General features: G+C 36.7%; 21 protein-coding genes, 1 pseudogene and 1 riboswitch. Of the genes and pseudogenes, 11 read left to right on the top strand and 11 right to left on the bottom strand.

What is annotated here, in order from left to right:
• Nucleotides 1-73: 73 nt before the first annotated feature.
• The 7 genes from bioA to MRBLBA3_RS01570 all read left to right on the top strand — a co-directional run bounded on the left by bioA (nt 74) and on the right by MRBLBA3_RS01570 (nt 6358).
• Nucleotides 74-1462 (top strand): adenosylmethionine--8-amino-7-oxononanoate transaminase, encoded by a 1389-nt coding sequence (gene bioA / locus MRBLBA3_RS01540; RefSeq protein WP_000217824.1) that lies wholly within the window; start codon nt 74-76, stop codon nt 1460-1462.
• The gene (gene bioD / locus MRBLBA3_RS01545) at nt 1462-2190 is read left to right on the top strand and encodes a dethiobiotin synthase (protein WP_044737782.1); all 729 of its coding nucleotides are present in this window, start codon (nt 1462-1464) and stop codon (nt 2188-2190) included. Before bioA ends, bioD begins: the two co-directional genes overlap by 1 nt.
• A complete protein-coding gene (gene bioF / locus MRBLBA3_RS01550; protein ID WP_363379601.1) occupies nt 2156-3343 on the top strand; it encodes an 8-amino-7-oxononanoate synthase in 1188 nt (395 codons plus the stop codon). The genes bioD and bioF overlap by 35 nt, the downstream gene beginning before the upstream one ends.
• On the top strand, nt 3340-4080 hold the full coding sequence (locus tag MRBLBA3_RS01555) for an alpha/beta fold hydrolase (RefSeq protein ID WP_044737783.1): 741 nt from the start codon (nt 3340-3342) through the stop codon (nt 4078-4080). Before bioF ends, MRBLBA3_RS01555 begins: the two co-directional genes overlap by 4 nt.
• On the top strand, nt 4046-4855 hold the full coding sequence (gene bioC, locus MRBLBA3_RS01560) for a malonyl-ACP O-methyltransferase BioC (RefSeq protein ID WP_363379603.1): 810 nt from the start codon (nt 4046-4048) through the stop codon (nt 4853-4855). The genes MRBLBA3_RS01555 and bioC overlap by 35 nt, the downstream gene beginning before the upstream one ends.
• Before the next feature lies 1 nt (nt 4856).
• Nucleotides 4857-5855 (top strand): biotin synthase, encoded by a 999-nt coding sequence (bioB, locus tag MRBLBA3_RS01565; RefSeq protein WP_000815853.1) that lies wholly within the window; start codon nt 4857-4859, stop codon nt 5853-5855.
• A gap of 182 nt (nt 5856-6037) precedes the next feature.
• On the top strand, nt 6038-6358 hold the full coding sequence (locus MRBLBA3_RS01570; protein ID WP_000280031.1) for a hypothetical protein: 321 nt from the start codon (nt 6038-6040) through the stop codon (nt 6356-6358).
• A 23-nt stretch (nt 6359-6381) separates the two neighbouring features.
• Here the strand turns inward: MRBLBA3_RS01570 and ribH are convergent, their stop codons facing one another.
• From ribH to MRBLBA3_RS01595, 5 genes are all read right to left on the bottom strand, one after another.
• Nucleotides 6382-6843, bottom strand: coding sequence for a 6,7-dimethyl-8-ribityllumazine synthase (gene ribH, locus MRBLBA3_RS01575; protein ID WP_000230895.1), 462 nt, complete (start codon nt 6841-6843; stop codon nt 6382-6384).
• Between the two features lie 18 nt (nt 6844-6861).
• On the bottom strand, nt 6862-8055 hold the full coding sequence (gene ribBA, locus MRBLBA3_RS01580) for a bifunctional 3,4-dihydroxy-2-butanone 4-phosphate synthase/GTP cyclohydrolase II (RefSeq protein WP_000469015.1): 1194 nt from the start codon (nt 8053-8055) through the stop codon (nt 6862-6864).
• Nucleotides 8056-8067: 12 nt separating this feature from the next.
• Nucleotides 8068-8712 (bottom strand): riboflavin synthase, encoded by a 645-nt coding sequence (gene ribE / locus MRBLBA3_RS01585; RefSeq protein WP_044737785.1) that lies wholly within the window; start codon nt 8710-8712, stop codon nt 8068-8070.
• Nucleotides 8694-9806, bottom strand: coding sequence for a bifunctional diaminohydroxyphosphoribosylaminopyrimidine deaminase/5-amino-6-(5-phosphoribosylamino)uracil reductase RibD (gene ribD / locus MRBLBA3_RS01590; protein ID WP_363379607.1), 1113 nt, complete (start codon nt 9804-9806; stop codon nt 8694-8696). The genes ribE and ribD overlap by 19 nt, the downstream gene beginning before the upstream one ends.
• 309 nt (nt 9807-10115) lie before the next feature.
• A riboswitch (FMN riboswitch) is annotated at nt 10116-10259 on the bottom strand.
• 188 nt (nt 10260-10447) lie between these two features.
• Nucleotides 10448-10654 (bottom strand): CDGSH iron-sulfur domain-containing protein, encoded by a 207-nt coding sequence (locus MRBLBA3_RS01595; protein WP_001151582.1) that lies wholly within the window; start codon nt 10652-10654, stop codon nt 10448-10450.
• A gap of 139 nt (nt 10655-10793) precedes the next feature.
• On the opposite strand from MRBLBA3_RS01595, the gene MRBLBA3_RS01600 reads away from it, so the two are divergent.
• On the top strand, nt 10794-11039 hold the full coding sequence (locus MRBLBA3_RS01600; protein ID WP_000358701.1) for a YqkC family protein: 246 nt from the start codon (nt 10794-10796) through the stop codon (nt 11037-11039).
• A gap of 10 nt (nt 11040-11049) precedes the next feature.
• On the opposite strand, the gene MRBLBA3_RS01605 is transcribed toward MRBLBA3_RS01600, so the two are convergent.
• On the bottom strand, nt 11050-11973 hold the full coding sequence (locus tag MRBLBA3_RS01605; RefSeq protein WP_044737787.1) for an alpha/beta hydrolase: 924 nt from the start codon (nt 11971-11973) through the stop codon (nt 11050-11052).
• Nucleotides 11974-12055: 82 nt separating this feature from the next.
• Between MRBLBA3_RS01605 and MRBLBA3_RS01610 the strand changes: the two genes are divergently transcribed.
• Both MRBLBA3_RS01610 and MRBLBA3_RS01615 read left to right on the top strand, forming a co-directional pair.
• Nucleotides 12056-12532: a GNAT family N-acetyltransferase gene (locus tag MRBLBA3_RS01610; RefSeq protein WP_363379610.1), complete on the top strand. Its 477-nt coding sequence runs from the start codon at nt 12056-12058 to the stop codon at nt 12530-12532.
• 114 nt (nt 12533-12646) lie between these two features.
• Nucleotides 12647-13573: a LacI family DNA-binding transcriptional regulator gene (locus MRBLBA3_RS01615; protein WP_363379612.1), complete on the top strand. Its 927-nt coding sequence runs from the start codon at nt 12647-12649 to the stop codon at nt 13571-13573.
• Nucleotides 13574-13598: 25 nt separating this feature from the next.
• On the opposite strand, the gene MRBLBA3_RS01620 is transcribed toward MRBLBA3_RS01615, so the two are convergent.
• Both MRBLBA3_RS01620 and MRBLBA3_RS01625 read right to left on the bottom strand, forming a co-directional pair.
• Complete coding sequence (locus MRBLBA3_RS01620) at nt 13599-14918, bottom strand: Na+/H+ antiporter family protein (protein WP_000994775.1); 1320 nt, start codon at nt 14916-14918, stop codon at nt 13599-13601.
• 116 nt (nt 14919-15034) lie between these two features.
• Entirely contained in the window at nt 15035-16036 is a 1002-nt protein-coding gene (locus MRBLBA3_RS01625) for an alpha/beta fold hydrolase (protein ID WP_000898959.1), read from the bottom strand.
• Between the two features lie 131 nt (nt 16037-16167).
• Here MRBLBA3_RS01625 and MRBLBA3_RS01630 point away from each other — a divergent pair, with 131 nt between their 5' ends.
• On the top strand, nt 16168-16644 hold the full coding sequence (locus MRBLBA3_RS01630) for a ribbon-helix-helix domain-containing protein (RefSeq protein ID WP_328021232.1): 477 nt from the start codon (nt 16168-16170) through the stop codon (nt 16642-16644).
• 46 nt (nt 16645-16690) lie between these two features.
• Here MRBLBA3_RS01630 and MRBLBA3_RS01635 read toward each other — a convergent pair.
• From MRBLBA3_RS01635 to MRBLBA3_RS01645, 3 genes and pseudogenes are all read right to left on the bottom strand, one after another.
• Nucleotides 16691-16969 (bottom strand): annotated as a pseudogene (locus MRBLBA3_RS01635) (ferritin family protein); the annotation flags it as partial.
• Between the two features lie 137 nt (nt 16970-17106).
• Nucleotides 17107-17292 (bottom strand): hypothetical protein, encoded by a 186-nt coding sequence (locus tag MRBLBA3_RS01640; protein WP_002099563.1) that lies wholly within the window; start codon nt 17290-17292, stop codon nt 17107-17109.
• A 165-nt stretch (nt 17293-17457) separates the two neighbouring features.
• The gene (locus MRBLBA3_RS01645) at nt 17458-19047 is read right to left on the bottom strand and encodes a bifunctional metallophosphatase/5'-nucleotidase (protein WP_363379615.1); all 1590 of its coding nucleotides are present in this window, start codon (nt 19045-19047) and stop codon (nt 17458-17460) included.
• Between the last annotated feature and the right edge of the window lie 154 nt (nt 19048-19201).

A 19201-nucleotide genomic window follows, 5' to 3' on the forward strand; every position in this document is an offset into this window, starting at 1 on the left:
AAAAATAATTGACAGTCATTTATTTTTAATGTTAACTATATTTATAAACTAGTTAACATTAGGGGTGACAATTGTGACTGTTAATAGTAATACGACTGAAAAATCGTCTTATACATATGAAGAATTATCAGAGAAAAATAAAGCTTATGTATGGCACCCATTTACACAAATGAAGGATTATTTAGAAGAAGATCCTGTCATTATTGAACGTGGAGAGGGAAGAAAGCTATACGATGTAAATGGAAATGAATATTGGGACGGTGTTTCGTCTATTTGGTTAAATGTTCATGGACATCAAGTACCAGAATTAGATGAGGCAATTCATGAGCAATTAAATAAAATTGCTCATTCTACTATGCTAGGGCTTGCTAACGTTCCATCTATTTTATTAGCAGAAAAAATAATTGAAGTTGTACCAGAAGGATTGAAGAAAGTATTCTATTCAGACTCCGGTTCTAGCGCCGTTGAAATTGCAATTAAGATGGCATTTCAATATTGGCAGCATAAAGGAAAACCGAAAAAACAAAGGTTTGTTACATTAAAAGAAGCATATCACGGTGATACGATAGGTGCTGTTTCAGTAGGAGCAATAGACTTGTTTCACCAAGTGTATAGTTCACTATTATTTGAGGCAATTAAAATGCCGTATCCATATACATATCGTTCTCCTTATGGAGATAATAAGGAACAAATTGTAAAGAAACATTTAGAAGAAATGGAAGAATTGCTACAAGAAAAACATGAAGAAGTAGCAGCTATTATTGTGGAGCCATTAATGCAAGGTGCTGGTGGGATGATTACAATGCCAAAAGGATACTTAAAAGGGCTTCGCGATTTATGTACAAAATACAATGTATTATTTATTACAGATGAGGTAGCGACTGGATTTGGGCGTACCGGGAAAATGTTTGCATGTGAACACGAGGATGTGACACCAGACATTTTAACTGCGGGAAAAGGCTTAACAGGTGGTTATTTACCGCTGGCAATTACGGTAACGACAGATGAAATTTATAATGCCTTTTTAGGGGACTATGAAGAACAAAAAACATTCTTCCATGGTCATAGTTATACAGGGAATCCATTAGGGTGTGCCGTAGCAATTGCAAATTTAGAACTATATGAAAAAACTAATTTAATAGAAGATGTTGCGCATAAAGCAGAATATGTAGCAGCACAATTAGAACCCCTTAATGAATATAAGCACGTAGGAGATATTCGTCAGTGTGGGCTAATGGTTGGTATTGAACTTGTGAAGAATAAGGAAATGAAGGAATCATTTGAATGGACAGAAAGAGTCGGTGTTCAAGTGTGTAAACGCTCAAGAGAGTTAGGGATGATTTTACGTCCACTCGGTAACACTATTGTATTTATGCCCCCTCTTGCATCTACGGTGGCTGAGATTGATGAGATGTTACGCATTTTATATAAAGCAATCTCGGATGTTACGGAGGGAGAGTAATGAGTGGTTTCTTTATAACAGCAACGGATACAGAAGTTGGCAAAACGGTAGTGACAGGAGCATTGGCAGGTATATTTCGAGAGCGTGGACATAATGTTGGTGTATATAAACCGTTGCAAAGTGGACATGTTGCATCAAATCCTGAGGGTGATGCAGCAAGATTAAAAGCGTTATCGGGTGTACCGACAAAAGAAGATAAAATTTGTCCTTATTCCATTGAAGAACCACTTGCTCCGAGACTTGCTATGAAAAGAGCTGGAAGGGCAGTAACGTTAAAAGAAATTACTGATCACTATAATGAACTATTAAAAGAGTTTAATAGCCTATTTGTAGAAGGGGCTGGTGGGCTTGCTGTCCCATATACAGAAGATGCTTTAGTGATTGATTTTGCAAAAGAATTACAGCTTCCTCTTATTGTAGTAGCGCGTCCTACCCTTGGGACAGTTAATCATACTATTTTAACAATTTCTTATGCAAAAGCACATGGATTAAAAGTAGCAGGTGTAATTTTATCTGGATGTAAAGAATATGAAAAAGAAAGAGTGCAAGAAAATAAAATAATGATTGAGGAGCTAAGTGGAGTGCCGGTTTTAGGGTTATTACCATTCCTTGAAGGAGAGTTTACAAAGGAAGAATTATTAGAATCGGCAAAAGAGCATATTATGATTTCAAAATTAGAGGAGCTCATCCAAAATGAATCAAATGTGGCACGCGCATCTTCAATCTAAAGTAGAACAATTAAAGGAGCAAGGGCAGTATCGTAATTTACATGTAACAGAGCAATCCGAAGAGACATGGCTTATTCGAAATAAGAAAAAGATGCTAAATTTAGCATCGAATAATTATTTAGGATTAGCTGGAGATGAAAGGTTGAAAGAAGCTGCTATTGCCTATACAAGAAAATATGGAACTGGAGCGACAGCATCTCGTCTCGTTGTAGGAAATTATCCACTGTATGAAGAGGTTGAGAGAAGTATATGCGATTGGAAAGGCACTGAAAAAGCCTTAATTGTAAATAGTGGATATACCGCGAATGTTGGGGCGATTTCTTCGTTAGTTGGTCGCCGCGATATTGTTTTTAGTGACAAATTAAATCATGCAAGTATCGTTGATGGGATTATATTAAGCGGAGCAGAGCATAAAAGATATCGCCATAATGATTTGGATCATTTAGAGAAGATGTTGAAAATAGCGTCACCAGAAAAGAGAAAATTAATCGTAACAGATACAGTTTTTAGTATGGATGGGGATATTGCATATTTGAGAGGCTTAGTTCAGCTTAAAGATAAATACGGAGCAATCATTATAGTTGATGAAGCACATGCAAGTGGAATATATGGGATCGGTGGAGCTGGACTATCTCATATAGAAAAAGATATTGCTCAAAAAATTGATATACATATGGGGACGTTTAGTAAGGCTTTAGGGTGTTATGGTGCGTATTTAACGGGTGATTCCATTTATATAGAGTATTTACAAAATATGATGAGAAGCTTGATTTTTACTACAGCTTTACCACCAGGAACATTAGGGGCGATGCGAAAAGCAATTGAAATTGTGAAAGAAGATAACGAAAGAAGAGAGAGACTTATAGAGAATGGTGCATATTTCAGGACGCATTTACAAGAAGCTGGTTTTGATATTGGGAATAGCTCAACTCATATTGTACCGATTGTGGTTGGGTCAAATGAAAATACTTTACGGTTTAGTGAAAGGTTACAAGAGGTAGGTATCGCAGCCATTGCAATTCGTCCGCCGACTGTTCCGGTTGGTAGTTCTCGAGTCCGTTTTGCAGTTACGTCACAACATACAATAGCCGATTTAAAATGGGCTATTCAGCATATTATACGCATTGGTAAAGAAGAGGGGTTTTTAGTATGAAAGAGCTAAAACTTATTTTTATTCCAGGATGGGGAATGGAAGAAGGTGTTTGGACTTTAGTTCTGCCGTATTTTAAAGGATATTCTGTTCAATGCATAGATTGGCGTAACGTGAAAGAACAAAGTGAATTTGCGGGGCGAATAATAGATGTAGCGCAGGATGAAAATGTAATTTTAGTTGGATGGTCACTAGGAGCGTTAGCAGCAGTACAAGCTTATAAAAAGATTAAGGCGAAAGGTATGGTGCTAATTGGTGGTACCGCTAAATTTACCAATACAAGTGACTATACAAGTGGATGGAATTCCCTACATGTAGAACGTATGAAAAAGAATTTAACGAGAAAGAAAGAAGATACTTTGAAGCGTTTCTATGAAAATATGTTTACAAAAAGTGAGCTGAGGGAGAATACGAATTTTGAAGAGATTGCGCTGAAGTTTAAAGGAGATTCGATTCAGTCTTTACAATTAGGCTTAGATTATTTAATAGGAACAGATATGAGAAACGAATTAACAAGTGTAAAAGTCCCTTTGTTACTTCTTCATGGAGAACAGGATGTGATATGTCCATTATCCGCAGCTCATAGTATGACAGAGAATACGAATGCTACGTTAAAAGTAGTAAGCGAGGCGGGGCATGCATTATGTGTAACGAATTTTGAATATTGCGCAAATGAAATCATTCAATTTGTAGAGGGGATACGACATGATCAACAAAACGTTACTGCAAAAACGGTTTAACGGGGCGGCTGTATCCTACGATCAATATGCAAATGTACAAAAAAAGATGGCGCATTCGTTACTTTCTACATTGAAGGAACGATATAGTGAAACATCATCGATACGTATTTTAGAACTTGGGTGCGGGACAGGATATGTAACAGAGCAATTATCAAATTTATTTCCGAAGGCGCATATTACAGCTGTGGATTTTGCCGATGAGATGATTGCGGTCGCGAAAACTAGAAAAAATTTGGGAAATGTGATGTTTCGATGTGAAGATATTGAACAATTAAAATTAGAAAATTCATATGATGTCATTATTTCAAATGCTACATTTCAATGGCTTAATGATTTAAAAGGGGCAGTGAAAAATTTATTTAACTATTTGTCTGAAGAAGGAATATTATTATTTTCCACGTTTGGTAATACGACTTTTCAAGAATTGCATACGTCTTTCCAGCGTGCTAAGAAAGAAAAGGGGATACACAATTGTACTTCAATAGGACAACGATTCGTTTCGAAAGAACAGTTAGTGAATATATGCAAAAATCCATTAGGAAATGTACATGTTTCTGAAACGTGTTACATAGAAAGCTTTACAGAAGTTAGGGAGTTTCTACATTCTATTCGAAAAGTAGGGGCAACCAATAGTAATGAAGAGTCTTACTGTCAAAGCCCTTCACTCTTTCGTACGATGATTCGTATATACGAAAGAGACTTCACGGGAAAAGAAGGGATAATGGCAACATATCATGCTTTATTTACGTATATAACAAAAGAGGGGAAGAGATGAAATGAAACAAGTACAAACAAAAAGGGATTGGAAAAAACTTGCATACGACGTAGTTGAAGAAAAAATGATTACGAAAGAAGATGCAATTGCAATATTAGAAGCTGATGATACAGAAGTTTTAGAAATTATGAATGCAGCTTACATCATTCGCCATCATCATTTTGGTAAGAAAGTAAAGTTGAACATGATTATAAATACAAAATCTGGATTATGTCCTGAAGATTGCGGTTATTGTTCACAGTCTATTATTTCAGAAGCACCGATTGATAAATATGCATGGTTAACACAAGAGAAAATTGTTGAGGGAGCACACGAAGCAATTCGTCGTAAAGCAGGTACATATTGTATTGTTGCATCTGGTCGTCGTCCGACAGATAAAGAAGTAAATCACGTTATTGGAGCAGTTAAGGAAATTCGTGAAACGACAGATTTGAAAATTTGCTGTTGTTTAGGATTTTTAAATGAAGATCAAGCAGGTCAGTTAGCAGAAGCTGGTGTGCATCGTTATAACCACAACTTAAATACACATGCAAATAATTACGATAGCATTTGTTCAACGCATACGTATGACGATCGTGTTGATACAGTCCAAAAAGCGAAGCAAGCTGGTATTTCTCCATGCTCTGGGGCAATTTTCGGAATGGGAGAAACGATTGAACAGCGTGCTGAAATTGCATTTGAATTACAACGTTTAGATGCGGATTCTATTCCATGTAATTTCCTTGTTGCTGTAAAGGGTACTCCGCTTGAAGGACAAAAAGAATTAACACCTGTAGAATGTTTAAAAGTGCTGGCAATGATGCGTTTTGTAAATCCAACAAAAGAAATTCGTATTTCAGGCGGTCGAGAACTTAATTTACGTTCTGTTCAGCCACTTGGTTTATTTGCAGCAAACTCTATCTTTGTCGGGGATTATTTAACAACAGCTGGACAAGAGCCGACTGCGGACTGGGGTATGATTGAAGATTTAGGTTTTGAGATTGAAGAATGTGCGCTATAACGTAGATGAAAGGCAAACTCTTTAAAGGGTTTGCTTTTTTTTGTAAATAAAATGTAATAAAAGGCCATTGAGGCTTGATAGTAGTGGCTTTTGAGCGAAAAAAATAATTTTTGTGGACGAATTTTCCAAGCCCAAATTGTACATAGTAAAAATGTAATTTATATCGGGGCGGAGGATTTTACATGTACAAATACATATTAGCCATTATGACTTGTCTGATTTTAATAAAAGCGATAAGTGCTGATCCAGTTAAGGCGGCTGAAAATCCTGAACAAAAAGAAATGCAACAAAGAATTGAACAACATTTTCGAACAAAAGCTGAACATTTTGGGCTTGAAACAGAAGGAAAAGATTTAAAAGAAGTGAGGAAGGAAATTTCTATTATAGAAGAAGCGAAAAAGAGAGAAAATGTGTGGAGAACAGCACAAGCTCTTCGTATAAAAACAGAAGGAAAATCGATGGATGAATTAATAAAAGATGTACGAAAAAAGGTAAAGAAATAAAAAGAGGCCGTAGCCTCTTTTTATTATGCCCATTGTTTTGACAAGTGAGCCATTTCAATTGCAGCAACTGCTGATTCATATCCTTTATTACCAGCTTTTGTACCTGCACGTTCAATCGCTTGTTCAATTGTTTCTGTCGTTAATACACCGAAAATAACTGGAATGTCCATTTGTAGTGATAAAGAGGCAACACCTTTTGCTACTTCATTACAAACGTAATCGTAATGCGTTGTAGCACCGCGAATTACTGTACCTAATGTAATAACAGCATCATACTTTCCGCTACTAGCCATCTTTTTAGCGATTAAAGGAATTTCGAATGCACCAGGAACCCATGCAACATCAATATCATTTTCTTCTACACCGTGACGCTTTAATCCGTCTAAAGCACCGCCAAGTAACTTGCTTGTAATAAATTCATTAAAACGTCCAACAACAACCCCAACTTTTAATCCTGTACCAACTAAATGACCTTCGAATACCATAATTTATCTCTCCCTTAATTATAAGTTTAGTAAATGTCCTAGTTTGCTTACTTTCGTTTGTAAATACGTTTTATTTTCTTCTTTTGTTGGCATTTGCAACGGTACACGCTCGGTTACTTCTAAATCGTAACCTTGTAAGCCAGCAATTTTTCGTGGATTATTCGTTAATAATCGTAAACTTTGTAAGCCTAAATCTTTTAAAATTTGAGCGCCAATACCGTAATCACGAAGATCAGCTGGGAACCCAAGCTTTTCATTTGCTTCTACAGTATCTAGCCCTTCTTCTTGTAACTTATAAGCACGAAGCTTATTAAGAAGGCCAATGCCGCGTCCTTCTTGTCTCATGTAGAGAAGAACACCTTTTCCTTCACGCTCAATTTGAGCAAGTGCAGCATGTAGCTGTGGTCCACAATCACAGCGGCACGAACCAAATACATCTCCTGTTAAACATTCTGAATGAACGCGTACAAGTACAGGTTCGCCTGTTGAAATATCACCTTTTACGAGCGCGATATGTTCTTTCATATCTAATGAGTTAGAATAGCCAATTGCATGAAAAGTGCCGAAATCTGTAGGTAATGTAATTTCCACTTCTCTCGTCACAAGTGTTTCATGATGGCGGCGATAAGCAATTAGATCTTCAATTGTAATCATTTTTATATCAAATTGTTTGGCGCACTCTAGTAAATCAGGTACACGTGCCATCGTCCCATCTTCATTTATAATCTCGCAAATGACGCCAGCTGGCTCAGCTCCGCAAAGTTTTGCTAAATCGACAGCAGCTTCTGTATGACCCGCGCGGCGAAGGACACCACCTTCTTTCGCAATTAATGGAAAGATATGTCCAGGGCGGTTAAAATCAGTTCCTTTAGATGCGGGATTTAATAATTCCTGTATTGTCGTAGCGCGCTCATGAGCACTAATGCCTGTTGTTGTAGAAACGTGATCGATGCTTACTGTAAAAGCAGTATGATGTGAATCCGTATTATGAGAAACCATTGGTTCTAACTGTAGACGTTTTGCGTACCCTTCCGTAATTGGTACGCAAACGAGACCACGACCGTGTGTAATCATAAAATTAATCGTTTCTGGTGTAATGTACTCTGCTAAAGCAATAAAGTCGCCTTCATTTTCTCGGTTTTCATCATCACATACGATAACGACTTTTCCTTGTTTTAAATCTTCTAGAGCTTCTTCAATACGATGAAACATTGTGCTTCCCCCTTATAGAAATCCGTTTTCTTGTAAAAAGCTTTCGGTCATTGAATCAGTTCTTTTTGCGGGCTTTGAAATAAAGCGTTCAATATATTTTCCAATCATGTCACACTCAATGTTTACGATGTCCCCGGCTTTTTTTTCTCCGATGACAGATTCGCTTACTGTGTGCGGGATGAGTGAGATTGTAATTGAAGATTCGTCTATATCAAATATTGTTAAGCTAGTGCCATCAACAGCAACGGATCCTTTATGCAAACAATAGCGTAGTAATTCATCAGAAATTGCTATTTTGTAATAGATGGCATTGTAATGTTGTTTTTTAGTTATAATCGTACCGATGCCATCGATATGTCCGGTGACGAAATGTCCACCGAATCGTCCATTTGCAGCCATCGCCCGCTCTAAATTCACTTTGGCACTGGGCTTTAGCATACGAAGTGATGTTGCTTTCATTGTTTCAGGCATTGCGTCGACAGTGAATGAAGTAGTCGTAAAAGTAGTTACTGTTAAGCAAATGCCATTAACTGCGATACTATCGCCTAATTTGACATCTGATAAAATTTGGTTTGCGTTAATAGTTAGCTTCATTGCTTCACCACTTTGAGTCATGCTTGATATCGTTCCTAACTCTTCTACGATTCCTGTAAACATTCCGTCACCTCGCTTTTTAAGGTTGCAACAATTTTTATATCATTACCGATTTGTTTCATCTCTTGAATTGTTAAGGAAAGTGCATCTTGTAACTTCGAAAAACCAGCTCCGCCAAATAAGGTGGGTGCATCTTTTCCGCCAATTAATTTTGGGCTTATATAGGTCACAATTTCATTAAAACTATTTGTTTTTAAGAAGTTTGCATGCACCGTTTGACCACCTTCAACGAACAGAGAAAGAATTTGTTTCTCACCGAGTAGGGATAGGACATCTTGTATTTCAATTTGCTGTGTTTTCATTTGGAATACAGCTATATTGTTAGATTCATAAGACGCTATTTTCTCTTTGTTTACATCCTTACCGACAATAATCCATGTCGGAGCTAAACCATCTGTTATGACATGAGAAGATGGCGGCGTTCTTAAGTGGGTATCTAAAATAACGCGTATAGGATGTTTACCTCCGTTTGGAATTCGTGTTGTTAAGTGTGGATTATCAGTTAGAACTGTATTCACACCGACTAGGATAGCATCATGCATATGACGATATTGGTGAACATCAGCGCGTGCTTCTTCGCCTGTAATCCATTGGCTTTCACCGGTTACAGTTGCTGTTTTTCCATCTAAGCTCATTGCTGTTTTTATTGTTACAAAGGGACGCTTCGTTTTCATATAGTGAAAAAAGTATCGATTTAATAAAGTGGCTTCCGCCTCAAGAACACCAGTAGTTACCTCGATTCCAGTTTCTTCTAATCCCCTTTTTCCATTGCCGGAAACGAGTGGATTGTAATCAAGAGTAGCAATTACAACACGCTGAACTCCCTTTTCAATGAGTAATTCACAGCAAGGGGGTGTTTTTCCAAAATGGCTACATGGTTCAAGTGTTACATAAACAGTAGCGCCTTTTGCTCTTTCACCAGCCATGTGAAGAGCATGAACTTCAGCATGTTCTTCACCAGCACGCATGTGGGCACCCATTCCAACAATTTTTCCATCTTTAACAACAACGGCACCAACCATAGGGTTTGGACTGGTCTGTCCTGATGTACCTTGTGCTAACTGCAAGGCAAGCGCCATATATTCTTGATCAGTCATTCTCTTCACCTCTCCTGAAAAAATCAAAAAACCCCAAGGATATAAAATCCTTGGGGTTTGGGAGACGTGATTTCTAGAAATATAGTTCGAATACGAAAGTATAGGAAAGAAACCTAACGATGACTGATATTTTGGCATAAGGAAAAAACCTAGCAAAATATCAAATTCTTTCAACGCTAGTCGTATCTTTTTATTTCAGTATAGAAACATAAGTATACAAAATAAAACATATATAAAGATTCAAAATGAAACTTTAAAAATATGCATACTGAAATAAAAGTGTATTCGCTATATAAAATTACTAGAAAACATATCCTTCTCCCATCCAGACTATACTGTCGGCCCTAGAGTTTCACTAGATCCACCGTTTTCGAGTTGAAAACGGGTCACGGACTTAGAAGCTCTCGCTTCATCACCGCCGGTTGGGAATTTCACCCGACCCCGAAGGATGTTGTTTGCTCACATTATAGCACAAAAAAGAAAAAAGCAAAGTGAAAAATATTCGAATGTGAAGAATTGTGTGAAAATACATGTAAGTTGGAATGAGGACAAAAGTATGAGAAATGTTGTAAGGAAAAGGGGGGAGGAGAGTTAATGAAAAGAAAAAACATGCACAAAAAATGTGCATGTTACGTACAAAACTATTCTGCCTCTGGTGCTCTAACAACAGATTCAAATTTGCCTTTATGCGAAGCATCGCAATAAGGCATGTTTTTCGATAAACCACAACGACATAAAGAAAATGCTGGTTTTGCTGGGAATACATTCCCTTGTGAGTCAACTAATTCCACGTCCCCTGTAACGCGAAAAGAGCCATTATCATTTACTTTGATTTGTACTTTTGCCAACCTAATCCCTCCTTCCCAAACGCTTAATCTCATCATATAATCAGGGAGGGTACTTGACAATACAAAAAGAGCACTTTGTTTGAGAGAGAAGAGAGTGTTATAATAGTTTTTATAACTGACTAGAGTAAGGTGACGAAAGATGGATAAAAAATTACGAACACTACAAAATATTGCAAATGAGCGCACATGGGCATCATTTTTGAATGATAATCATCCATATAGTTTACTTCATTGGTCAATCGCAGGTGTAGGACAAGAACCGAAAGATGTTTGGTTACTGCAAGATGAGGTGACCTTTCAAACGACGGAATTTCCGACGCTAGATGAGGCAATAAAGTGGATTTCTGAAAACATGGAACAAGTTACAGACGTTTTAGCGCAGTAAAAAAACAGGCTTATGCAAGCCTGTTTTTTGTTTCTTTTACATATGAGTTTAAAAATTGATCAACGGCTGCTTCATATTCTTCTTTATTTTCGTTATAAGAGCAAGCGTGTGCACCGTGTTCTGCAATATAAAGTTGTTTATTATTTTCTTTCGCTTCATATAACGCTTTCGTCATATCAGCTAAAATATAGTCATCCTCTTTACTGTGTATAAAAAGAACAGGATTATTAATGTTTTTTATACAATCAATTGGTGAAACTTCACGAATTGTATAGCCGTCACGAACTTTTAAAAAGGCATTTGCTAAAGGTAATAAAGGCCATTTTGGCAAATGGAATTCAACTTTTAAACGATGTTGTAATTGTCCGTAAAAATCCGAGAAAGGGCAATCTGCAATATAAAAATCGGCACCATCTTCTACAAGCCCTGCATATTGAAGAAGGGTTGCAGCCCCCATAGATTCACCATGAATTCCAAGGGTAATATTCGTTCCAAAACGACCTTTTAGCCAGTCAACTACTGACTTTAAATCGTGTTTTTCATAGTATCCATAGCTTGTTGTTTTACCACCTGTTTTACCATGGCGGCGATGATCATAAATAAATACGTTATATCCTCTGCTTAAAAATAAGTTTGCATACTTAACGGAATTCATTTTATTTACAGTCACACCGTGGCAAAAAATCATAAATTTATTGGAATGCCCAGCTGGCATGTAGTATCCGTGAAGTTCGTATCCAAATTGAGAAGAGATGTGAATTTCTTCTTTTTGAATAGCGTTAAAATCGTCCAAATGAAAATGCTTTTTCGTTTCGCGCTCTAAAACTTCTTCCTCTGTCTTTTTCTTCAAGTACATAACTTTATTTGTAAAGAAAATCCCAATCGCAGTTATTGCACCTAGTATAGTAAACAATGCTGTAAAAAAACGTTTCATACTTTACCTCATCCTCCAAATACCTCTACATATGATACACTTATATTGTATCACAATGATATAAAAAGGGGAGAAATCGTATATGGTTCATATACAAAAAATTACACCAGAAATGAAAGAAACAATTTGGGGGTTTATGTGTGAAAACTGGGGGAGTTCAATGATGGTCTCGCGAGGCAGAGCACATCAATTAGAACAATTACCTGGTTTTATCGCATTTGAAAATGACAGAATAGTGGGAATTATAACGTGTGAAGTGCTAAAAAACATGTGTGAAATTGTGTCGTTAGATAGTTTTGAGGAAGGAAATGGGATTGGAACAGAACTGGTGGATTGTGTATTGCAAATGGCAAGGGAAAATGAGTGTGAAAAAGTGTGGCTCATTACGACGAATGATAATATGAACGCACTCCGATTTTATCAAAAACGTAATTTCATAATGACGAACTTATACATGGACGCCGTAAAGGAAGCACGAAAAATAAAGAAAGAAATTCCATTTATTGGTCATGATAATATTGCAATTTTACATGAAATTCAGTTGGAGTATATTTTGTAAGCAAAGTGAAAGTTGTGTAACAATTTTCAGAAATATAAAACAATATTCTTGACGAATGTTATATTTTGGTTTAGTTTAAAATTGTAATCTATTACCATATTAAGGGGTGACGATGTGGCAACTATACGTGATGTTGCAAAATTAGCCGGTGTTTCAGTTGCAACCGTTTCAAGAGTTATTAATGAAAAAGGATATGTCCATGAAGATACGGTAAAACAAGTAAAGCAAGCAATTGAAGAGTTACAATATAGACCGAATGCTACAGCAAAGCCTTTATTTAAACAACCTTCAACAATGATTGCATTACTGGTAGATAATTTGCATAATCCATCATACATCACTTTGCTCCGTTTCGTTGAGGAAATAGCATATAAAGAAGGGTATCAAGTAGTAGTTTGTAATATAGAAAATAAGAATAGATACATAGATATGTTGGTGCAAAATAACATTGCAGGCGTTATAATGACGAAATCTGTTTTTCAAAGTATAGGAGAAATCTCACTGCCTTTCGCTGTGCTTGAAGAACGACAATCTCTGACTAGTTATTATGAAAGTGGGCAGAAAGCTGTTTCTTTATTGAAAGAGAAAGGCTGCCGGTTTCTTGCTTATATTGGCGAGGGAGTAGAAAGTGAAGAAATGGAAGAGCATGTGGCAGGGTTTTTAGATACTGCTTGGAAAGAAGGACTTTCTTATCGAGAGGAAATTGTACAAGGGTATACGAATCAACAGTTTCTTGAATTGTTACAAAAACATCCATACATAGATGGGGTTGTAGCTTCAAGTGATAAGATCGCTATTGAGCTAATCAGGGCGGCGAAAACGCTTAATATTCATATACCAGATAAGTTGCAAATCATTGGATTTAACGGGAGTGCAGAGGGTGAATGGATAAGCCCATCGTTAACGACAATTGGAAGTTATATCGAAGAAAATGGGGAAATAGCATTTCAGCAGTTAATAGGAAAAATAAAGAAGAAACAAGTGGGAAAAGAAGAAGTGGAAACAGAATTTAGATGTATTGAGAGAGAAACAACAAAGTAAAAGGTGCGTTTTTAAAACGCACCTTTTATAGTGTAATTGCGGCAATAAATCCGAATATAAGTAACGGTATATTATAGTGTAGAAAAGTTGGTACACATGTATCCCATATATGGTGGTGCTGACCATCAGCATTTAAACCGGACGTTGGTCCAAGTGTACTATCAGATGCTGGAGAACCTGCATCACCTAGTGCACCAGCTGTACCGATAATGGCGATTGTTGCCATTGGACTAAATCCAAGCTGGACGCATAATGGTACGAAAATTGTTGTTAAGATTGGGATGGTTGAAAAGGAAGAACCAATTCCCATCGTAACGAGAAGTCCAATAACGAGCATAAGAAATGCAGCAAGCGGTTTATTATTTCCGATTATATGTGCACTCGTTTGCACAAGAGATTCAACATGTCCAGTTTTTCGAAGAACAGCGCCAAATCCAGCGGCAGAAATCATAACAAATCCGATAAAGGACATCATACGCATTCCGCTCGTTAAAATAGCATCGGCTTCTTTAAGAGGGAGACTACCGCTAACTGATAAGACGATAATACCTGCTAAAGCACCGAAAATCATTGATTCTGTTGCTAATTGAACAGTTAATGTAGCGATTATTGATAATAAACCAAAAGTAATGCTTCTTTTTGTATAGGGAACGATTTCATTATGTGTAGCATGAACTTGTTCCGTTTCATACGTACGTGGTTTTCGATATGTAATGAAAACCGCTACACATAATCCGATAATCATACCGATTGCTGGAATAGTCATTGCTTTTGGAATAAGAGCGACATCAAATGTAAGCCCGCTTTGCGCAGCGTTTGTTTGCAATACGTCATGATAAATTTTTCCGAACCCTGCTGGGACCCACATGTAAGGGGTAATTAATCCAAATGTAATAAGACATGTTACAAGCCTACGATCCACCTTCAGCTCATTTAATACTTTTAAAAGTGCTGGAATTAAGATCGGGATGAAGGCGATATGAACAGGGATAATATTTTGTGAGAAACAAGCCATTGTTAAAATGATAAATAATATGAGTATTTTAGAATAGACTTGTTTTTTCGTGTCTTGTTCGTTGCCGATCCATTTTAAAGCTGATTGGATCATTGCATCAGGAAGTCCTGTTTTTGAAAGTGAAATAGCAAATCCACCGAGCATTGCGTAGCTTAATGCGATAGGAGCACTGTTCCCAAGACCGGTTGTAAAAGTACTAATTGTTTCTGAAATACCGAGTCCGCCGATAAGTCCGCCTGTTAAAGCTCCAACGATAATGGCGACAATGACTTGGACACGTAACAAACTAAGCACTAGCATGACTGCTACTGCGATGAGTACAGCGTTCATAATAAATGTAATCTCCCTAATTTTTATTCTGTTAAGGCAAGCAAATGTTTGCAGTGACATATACTTGCGACATATTATTATAAAATGTTTTTTATGAAATGTAAAAGAGCCTGTCGTTATGCATGTTGAAAAGATAGCTCTTGTTTAATTGATTGTAAAGATTGAGCGAATAGTTCAGGCTCTTCTAAATCTGGAGAGTGTGCCGAGTTTGGAAACCAAATCATTTTTTTTATCGGAGCGTGAATAATATCGCAATATTGTTGAACGAGTGCGTAAGGAGTTTGATAATCATAGCGACCAGAACAAAAATAAACCGGAACAGATAAACTTGAAATAGACGAAAAGAAATCGATTGTTAGCATCTCTTCCCATAAAACTCCTGACTTTAAATTTCCTGCGAGAAATTTGAACCAATCTAATAGCGTATATTCAGGAGAAAAGAAACCTTTTCGTATGAAAGAAAAGGAAGATCCGTTTTGGATTGCTCCGCCGAATGTGCCAAGCCACTTTCTTTGAATGATGAGACGTCGTGTATCTAAAAAGGGCGGTTTCCCTAATTTTAAAAGAGAAGCTAATGCTTTTTTATGGTCATGTTTTTTTGCAGAGCTAATTAAATGTTGATATAGTAATTCTTCGTTTTGCTTCATATGTACGATTTGACCGATGCCGATGTATGCTTCGATATATTCAGGGTATTGACTAGCGACTTTTAGTCCGATAATACTTCCCCATGAATGACCGGCAAGAATTAATTTTTTCTTATTGAACCTTTTAAGAAGATATTGAATGACTTCTTTTGCATCTGAAACAAATTGATCAATCGTAAAATTTGTTTGGATATCTCGCCATAAAAAGGATTTACCAGCCCCGCGTTGATCCCAATTAATAACGATAAAGTGCTTTTCTAACTCTTTTTGAAAATGACGAATAAAGCCAATTTGTGCCATACCAGGCCCGCCGTGACAGCATAATAAAATAGGCTGTTCCACGTTTTGCCCGCGTATAAGGAGAGATTGTTTCCGGTCATTAATCATAACGCTTTCTATCGTAGCGATACTGTTAGGGATTAATTGCTTCTTTTCGTTATAAAACTGAGGTGTATAGCTACGAAAAAGCATATGTAAACCTCCTTTTCTTAAATGGTATGAAGCGCACAGGCTCTTTCTTTTGCATATACTACTAGAAAATCATTGTATCATAACATACTGGTCAGGTTTCAAGTTTAGGCGATTAAGAGAGGAGGGAGAATGTGACGATTGGAGAAATTATTGATTCTTTAAATAGACGCGAATCAATCGCAATTATAGCAAAACGGCTTGAAATGAGCCCATATACATTATCAAAGAAATTAAGAATGATTGGATATGAATATGATGGAGGACAGAAGAAGCGCATCTTTATAGGTGATGGAGAAGAGCCGCGTCATTTACAAATCCAAGAAGCTACTGCCCTTCAATCTGCAAAAATAGATTATCAATTATTAATTTATGAACAATTACAAAGCATTTATGAGTTGTTAAGCAAAAGAGAAGAGGGGCATGTTCAAATTATAAATAAGAGTACGGAGAAAAAGAAACGAACCTTTTCTCTTAATACAGAAGTATTAGCAAGACTAGATACTATATCGGAATCGAAAGGGATTCAAAAATCTAAAATTGTGGAAGAAGCGCTACAGAGATTTTTACAACGGTATGATATAGATGATGAATCACACATAGAGAAATAAAAGAAAGGATACTAAGTTCCTTATAAGAGCGTGTATCCTTTTTAGCTTATTTTTTGTTTTGTTTCGAAAAGTAATATAAGAACCAAACCGCATGATTTTGTTCATCAGCTGCTACACGCCGAAATACTTCTTTTATTTGCTGGTCTGTCGCTTCATCTGCAATTTCTAAGTAAAAATCAACTGATCGCTGCGCATCTTGTATAGCGAATTCTAATCCGTTCAAATAAAGAGTTGGACATTCTTCCGTAATTTGGGGCTGAGGATTTTTACTCGTTAAAAGAGTGTAGATTTGTACAAATTGATGGAAGTGTTTTATCCCGCTATTTGCGGGCAGTAAAACTCCCACCTCAAAATTCGGCTGAAGCAAAGAAGTTAGGTGGGGGGGCGGGCTGCCCGTAAACGCCCGATTGGTGAAGGCTAATAATCAGTGGGGGATGAACAAAACCCCCACTGATTATAGTTTCACTTTATTTCATCTTGCCGGATTTCAAGGATTTGAATTAGCTCATTTATGTCGAGAGCTAAATGAGCTAATTTAGCATAACAATGAATGGCGTAGTATTCTCCATTAATTGCCTTTTCAATATTACGAATGAGTTTGTCGTTTTGTCGATATAAAGCATCGTAATTGTTTGGTTGGAAATACATATGAACCCTCCTAATATATCTTCTATATACTACGAGGAAATAAGGGCTATGTGCTTATCCATTACTACACTAGAAGAATACAAAAATATGAAACTAAAAGAAGAAGCTCATTGTATATAAAAAGAGCTTCTTCTTTCGATTGTTACGCACTAGTTCGCATAATATTTAATTGATTTTTTGAATACGTCCATCAATAATCGGCTGAATTGGTTCTTTTATTTGTTTTACATAATCGACTAACGCTTCAAAATCGTTTGGACCAGTTTCAGCATTTTTTCCATTTTTAAAGGATACAAACCCGTCACCGCCAGAAGCTAGGAAAGCATTTGCAACTACGCTATACGTTTTGGAGGAAACTAATTCTTCCCCATTTGTTAAACGGATATTCGTAACCTTTTCGCCAGTCGGTTTATTTGCATCCCAAGTGTATCGGATACCTGAAATTTGGAGCATTCTCGTAGCTCCTTTTTGCCATTGTTGATTTAAAATATCACGAATATCTTGACCTGTTAAATCTACTTTAATTAATTGATTTCCGAAAGGCTGAATACCATATAATTCGCCCCATGTAATATCTCCAGCGTCTAGATCGTTACGAATGCCACCAGGATTCATAAGAGCAATTTGCGTTTGCATTGTTTGGCGCTGTGCGTCGGCAATTAAATTTCCAAGAGTAGATTCACCAGCGTCGTTTTGTTTCCGGTCGATAGGTGCTGTAGACTTTCCGACTACTTCATTTACAAGTGGTGCAATTTTTTCTTTATATTGATTTAACTTTTGTTGTACTTGTTTATCAGGCTCTACACCTTCATGATATGTTGTAATAACTTCAGCTTTTTTCTTTACAACATCTTTTGTTTTACGATCAATTGTTACATCTACATCTGAGAAAGCCGTTCCGTAAGAGTTCGCTTGGACGATAAGTTTATTATTAACTGTACCATTTACATACGTATGACTATGTCCGCCGAAAATAACATCAACTTCTGGATCTGTTTCATTTGCAATTCGAGTGAGGTCTCCATTTGTTACACCAGACTCATCAGTTGTTCCGCCGACATGTGCAAGGACTACGATAGATTTAACGCCGAGACGCTTTAATTGTTGTGTGGATTTATTAATAGCTTCTACTTCATCAGTGATTTCTACATTTTTAAGCATAGTAGGCATAACGACATTTGGTGTATCCGTTGTAACAACTCCAATGAACCCTACAGGAACTCCGTCAACCATTTTTACAGTGAATGGTGGTAAAAATAAGCGGCCAGTTGATTTATTATAGAAGTTTGCAGCGACATAAGGGAAGTTTGCTCCTTTGAAATTCCCTGTTTTTTCGTGATATCCACCGTAAATGAGGCGTTTCATTTCATCGATACCTTCATCAAATTCATGGTTTCCGATTGTACCAACATCAAACTTTAAGTCATTTAAAAATTCAATTGTTGGTTCGTCTTGTAATAATGCGGAAACTGGTGGGCTGGCTCCGACAATATCACCGGCATGTACGAGAAGTGTATTAGGGTTTTGTTTTTTACGTTCTTTTAAATAAGTAGCTAAATAATCAGCGCCACCAGCTTCTTTATTGTTAACTTTTTTTACAGTATCTAGTTGACCATGTAAATCATTAATACCAAGCATTTGTACGTCTATGTATCGGTTTTGTTCGACAGGAGTCTGAGATGGAGGAGCAGCGAATACGCTTGAAAAAGTAATAGTACTTAAAACAGCAACAGCAGGAATAATTTTTTTCCACATAATTAATTTCTCCTTTTTTTATAATCTGACATCATACGACATAATTTTAATAGATTCATAGGATTATATCTATATAAAAATTTAGTTTTTTCGAAAAATTAACATATTTACAAAAGATGAATAATAGAGTAGGGAACCTTTTTTATTGTCGATT

The organism is Bacillus sp. LBA3-1-1.1 (genome assembly GCF_040676495.1).
GTDB lineage: Bacteria > Bacillota > Bacilli > Bacillales > Bacillaceae_G > Bacillus_A > Bacillus_A nitratireducens.